Source organism: Aeromonas sp. QDB30 (genome assembly GCF_027707645.1).
GTDB lineage: Bacteria > Pseudomonadota > Gammaproteobacteria > Enterobacterales > Aeromonadaceae > Aeromonas > Aeromonas caviae.
The window spans coordinates 1-2748 of record NZ_JAPCIY010000147.1 but is presented as its reverse complement, the minus strand read 5'-3'; the positions used below and the strand labels follow the sequence as shown (position 1 = coordinate 2748).

Annotated in this window: 4 protein-coding genes; 2 read left to right on the top strand and 2 right to left on the bottom strand. The window is 59.0% G+C overall.

Annotated elements, in window-relative coordinates:
• Positions 1–647: 647 nt before the first annotated feature.
• Entirely contained in the window at positions 648–1403 is a 756-nt protein-coding gene (locus PG896_RS20710) for a DNA/RNA non-specific endonuclease (protein ID WP_104455411.1), read from the top strand.
• Between the two features lie 208 nt (positions 1404–1611).
• A complete protein-coding gene (locus tag PG896_RS20705; RefSeq protein ID WP_029314779.1) occupies positions 1612–1959 on the top strand; it encodes a DUF2541 family protein in 348 nt (115 codons plus the stop codon).
• A 31-nt stretch (positions 1960–1990) separates the two neighbouring features.
• Here the strand turns inward: PG896_RS20705 and mog are convergent, their stop codons facing one another.
• Positions 1991–2521 carry a molybdopterin adenylyltransferase gene (gene mog, locus PG896_RS20700; RefSeq protein ID WP_041212474.1) on the bottom strand — a complete coding sequence of 177 codons (531 nt, stop codon included), beginning with the start codon at positions 2519–2521 and terminating at the stop codon, positions 1991–1993.
• Between the two features lie 47 nt (positions 2522–2568).
• Positions 2569–2748, bottom strand: a 180-nt coding sequence (locus PG896_RS20695) for a hypothetical protein (RefSeq protein ID WP_270836169.1), incomplete at its 5' end; no start/stop codon positions are given.

Sequence of the window (2748 nt, the reverse complement as noted above, 5' to 3'; positions counted from 1 at the left end):
TAGGCAGAGAAAATCCAAGCAAAACAACACGTTAGACGGTATTATTAATTCGCTTGCCGCTTAAGGTTCTGTACATGTGGAAACGCAGGGTACGCGGTGCCAGACCGGATTAATTGTTATGAAAGGTCTGTCGTCATCGTTATTTGAAGCGTGGCATGAGGCGGCGCCATGATGTATTCCGGCAACGGGGCCCGCTTATTCATGAAGGAGAAATCCTGCGGGCATTTTCGCCATGAACGGCCCCCTTTCATGGTGCCCCAAATAGCTGACGGGCTGATTCTAGAGGGCTTTTCATGGCTCCGTTTGATCTCGAGCAAACAAGCGCGGACTAATTATCGGGCTTGAGGATCCCTTATTTCGTTGGGATTTTTTCGATATTCCCTGACCCGGCCAGGGGCGTGCGTGGTGGGAGCCGGGCGCTGTGCTGACAGAGTGCCTCGGTGTTGACCCCTTATCCCTCTGATAGTGCTGGAGAAATTCCCCCCTCAGCACAGTGACGGCGGGATGACAATCCCCCGGTTGGCGGCGCCTTGTTTGCGGTTTTGCCGTCCTCTTCACATTTCCGGATTGCTCGCTATTTGTGCGATTGCCTTACTCATCCGACCTGGTGTCAAATCACTCCGCCTAACACAAGGAGTGGCATAATAATGAATAATATCAATAAATTAGTTCTGGCTATCGGATTCACTCTCACCACCTTCCCGAGCCTGGCGGCGGGATTCCAGTGCGGGGAGCACGTCACCCTGGGGGTACCCGGTCAATCCAGTCAGCTGTTGTGCCGGGAGGGCTATGCCGCCGGGTACAACTACGACACCAAGGTCTCTGACTGGGTCTCTTACTGGATGACGGCCGCTAGCGCCCAGGGCCAGGTGCCGCGCAAGGATGCCTTCGCCGAGGACAAGGAGGTGCCGGTGCAGTTTCGCGCCACCCTGGCCGACTACAAGGGCTCGGGCTATGACCGCGGCCATCAGGCACCGGCGGCGGACATGCGCTCCACCGCCAACACCATGAAACAGAGCTTCCTGCTCACCAACATGACCCCGCAACTGCCGGCGCTCAACCAGGGGGCCTGGCGCATCCTGGAGGAGAAGACCCGGCAGTGGGCCATCACCTACAAGAGCGTGCAGGTGATCACCGGCCCCATCTTCACCCACTCCGATGGCGCCATCGGCAACGGCGTGACCGTGCCCCACGCCTACTACCGGGTGGTGATGGATCTGGCGGGCAAGCGGGCCATCGCCTTCATCCTGCCGCAAGAGAACGTCTCGGCCAGTCGGCTGGCGGACTATGTGGTGACGGTGGATGAGGTGGAGGAGCAGACCGGGCTCGACTTCTTCACCGAGCTGCCGGATGAGCAGGAAGAGGCCATGGAGTCGCGGCTGTCGGCCATGTGGGGCGGTTAGCGCGTCCGGCAGGGGTAACGGGGGCCCAGGCCCCCGTTACCCACACGGGCTTCCGGCCATTGTCATGGTCCCTGGTACAGGGCCAGTACAGCTTGGGTCTGGCATCGGGTCCTTATCATGACTCCTTTTTTCAGGAGGCATCATGTCAGCGCTGTTTTCCCTTCACTCCTCGTCCACTCTTGCCCGCGCGTTGCGCATCTGCGTACCCATGGCGCTGCTGGGGGCTGCTGTTCCCCCGGCCATGGCCGACGAGGATATCCGCTTGGGGCAGACCATTCTGCTCGGGGTCGGCGATCATCCCGCCATCATTCCCATGCTCGCCTGCCGGCCGACCAAATCCATCATGGTCAAGGCTGGGCGGGAGTTGACCCTGGAGCGGGTCAAGGTGTTCTACGGCAACGATCGCAGCAAGACCCTCTATTTCGACAAGGTGTTGAGAGAGGATCAGGAGTCGGGGTGGCAATCCCTCGGCAGCCGACTCTGCATCAAGCGCATCGAGGTGTACGGCAATTCGGAAGGGAGCAGGGCGGGGGTCAAGGTGTACGGGCGCAAATGAGCAAAGGGCGGGGGAAATCCCCGCCCAGTGCTTATTTCTTCGGGCGGAACGGTTTGATGATGGCCTCGTCGCACTCGAGATAGGGCCCTTCCATCAGGTCGATGCAGTAGGGGATGGCGGGGAAGACCGCATCCAGGCACTCGCGGATCGATTTGGGCTTGCCCGGCAGGTTGACGATGAGCGAGCTGCCGCGGAGGCCGGCGGTCTGGCGCGACAGGATGGCGGTCGGCACGAACTTGAGGGACTCGGCCCGCATCAGCTCGCCAAAGCCCGGCATCATGCGATCGCACACCGCCTCGGTGGCCTCCGGGGTCACATCACGCCTGGCCGGCCCTGTGCCCCCCGTGGTAACGACAAGGCAGCACTGCTCATCGTCCACCAGCCGAACCAGGGTCGCCTCAATCTGATCCTGCTCGTCGGGGATCACCTGATAGACGGGCTCCCATTCCGAGGTCAGGTAGGCGTTCAGGGTGTCGATGATGGCCTTGCCGGAGAGATCTTCGTAGATGCCTGCACTGGCGCGATCGCTGACGGTGACGATACCGATTCTTGCCTTGCTCATGGTCTGCCCTTGGTTGCCGCAATAAAGTGGTAAATAAAATAACATAATCAGTGAGATATGTTAAACCGCAGGATGAGGCAAGGGGAGGGCGTCGAGCCAGGGAGAGAGTCGAATGAAAAACAATTTTGAGAAAAGTCCGTTAATAAGGCATCATGTACAGGATCTTTAGCAGCAACCAATTGAAATAGATATAAAAATGGCTTCGATTGTGATCTGATTTTATCGCC